This is a genomic window from Burkholderia sp. LMG 13014, from assembly GCF_905232215.1.
Lineage (GTDB): Bacteria > Pseudomonadota > Gammaproteobacteria > Burkholderiales > Burkholderiaceae > Burkholderia.
The window spans coordinates 1-1,479 of record NZ_CAJNKE010000959.1 but is presented as its reverse complement, the minus strand read 5'-3'; the positions used below and the strand labels follow the sequence as shown (position 1 = coordinate 1,479).

The following is a 1,479-nucleotide window of genomic DNA, read 5'->3' as shown; positions in this document are numbered from 1 at the left end:
AATTGAAGTGGCTGATGGCCGCGTTCGCCGACGTCTACGTGCTGCTGCATACGTACGCCGCCTATTTCACCACCGTTCCGGAGCGCGCCCGCGATGCTCAGTGAATTCCCGCTGGCCGGCATCTACCTGCCGCCGTTCTTCGTCTATGCGTGCGCAACCGTGCCGCTCTACATGGCCGTGCGCGCGCTGCTCGCCCGGCTCGGCGTGCTGCGCCGCGTGTGGCATCCGGCGTTGTTCGAGTTCGCGATTTCGCTCGTGCTGGTCGCCACGCTGATCCTCACCTTCTAGCCCCCGTCGGAACGTATCGCGTCATGTCGCTCAAACCCCTCACCCGCTCCCTGCTGACACTCGCCACGGTGACCGTCGCGAGCGTGCTGGTCGCCGCACTCTGGCATGCATACGTCCTCGCGCCGTGGACGCGCGACGCGCGCGTGAGCGCGCACGTCGTGCGGATCGCGCCCGAAGTGTCGGGCACGGTCGTCGAAGTCGCGGTGATCGACAACCAGCGCGTCGCGAAAGGCGACGTGCTGTACCGGATCGACCCGCAGCGCTTCGCGCTGGCGGTGGCGCAGGCGGAAGCGCAGGTCGCCGCGACCGCCGAGACGATGCGCCAGAAGCACGACGAAGCGCAGCGGCGAGCCGGCCTCGACGATCTGGTGCCGCGCGAGGACATCCAGCGCTCGGGCCGTGCGGTGGCGATCGCGCAGGCCGAGCACCGCAAGGCGCTGGCCGCGCTCGACGTCGCGAAGCTCGACCTCGAACGCACGACATTGCGCTCGCCGGTCGACGGCTACGTGACGCAGCTGCGCCTGCGTCACGGCGACTACGCGGTCGAGGGCAAGCCCGGTATCTCGGTGCTCGACGCGCACAGCTTCTGGATCACCGGCTATTTCGAGGAAACCAAGCTGCGCCGCATCGCGACGGGTGCGCCCGCAACGATCCGGCTGATGGGCTTCGATCCGCTGCTGAGCGGGCACGTGACGAGCATCGGCCGCGGCATCGCGGACGAGAACGGCACGCTCGACGAGCTCGGCCTGCCGGCCGTCAATCCGACCTTCAGCTGGGTGCGGCTCGCACAACGCATTCCGGTGCGCATCGAGATCGACCAAGTGCCGGCCGGCGTACTGCTGGCGGCAGGCATGACGTGCAGCGTCGAAGTCGGTGAACGCGGGCGCGAGCGCACGCCGCGCGGCCGGCTCGCGTCGTGGCTGCACGCGTGGATGTAAAGGAGGCGACGATGCGATGCCCGCTCCTGCCTTTGCACGCGACGCGCTACGTGCGCGCCTTCGCCACCGCCTGCACGTGCGCGCTGGCCGCGTGCACGACGGTCGGCCCCGATTACGTGGCGCCGCAGCCCGCGCATCCGCCCGGCTGGATCGCGCCGCGCGACACGGTGCCGGCCGATCCCGCGCAGTTGCAGGACTGGTGGCGCGCGTTCGGCGATGCGCAGCTCGATGCGCTGGTCGGTCAGGCGATCGC

General features: G+C 69.9%; 2 protein-coding genes and 1 pseudogene. All 3 read left to right on the top strand.

Features of this window, described 5'->3' with window-relative positions; genetic code table 11:
- The first annotated feature begins 93 nt into the window (after positions 1-93).
- Positions 94-288: a DUF1656 domain-containing protein gene (locus JYJ84_RS36520; RefSeq protein ID WP_174957465.1), complete on the top strand. Its 195-nt coding sequence runs from the start codon at positions 94-96 to the stop codon at positions 286-288.
- A 23-nt stretch (positions 289-311) separates the two neighbouring features.
- Positions 312-1,226 (top strand): HlyD family secretion protein, encoded by a 915-nt coding sequence (locus JYJ84_RS36515; RefSeq protein ID WP_175221925.1) that lies wholly within the window; start codon positions 312-314, stop codon positions 1,224-1,226.
- 11 nt (positions 1,227-1,237) lie between these two features.
- Positions 1,238-1,479, top strand: a pseudogene (locus JYJ84_RS36510) (RND transporter); the annotation flags it as partial.

What these genes read in the sequence shown, in the direction of transcription:
- JYJ84_RS36520 (WP_174957465.1), top strand. Translation starts at nt 94, where the DNA reads ATGCTCAGTGAATTCCCGCTGGCCGGCATCTACCTGCCGCCGTTCTTC.
- JYJ84_RS36515 (WP_175221925.1), top strand. Translation starts at nt 312, where the DNA reads ATGTCGCTCAAACCCCTCACCCGCTCCCTGCTGACACTCGCCACGGTG.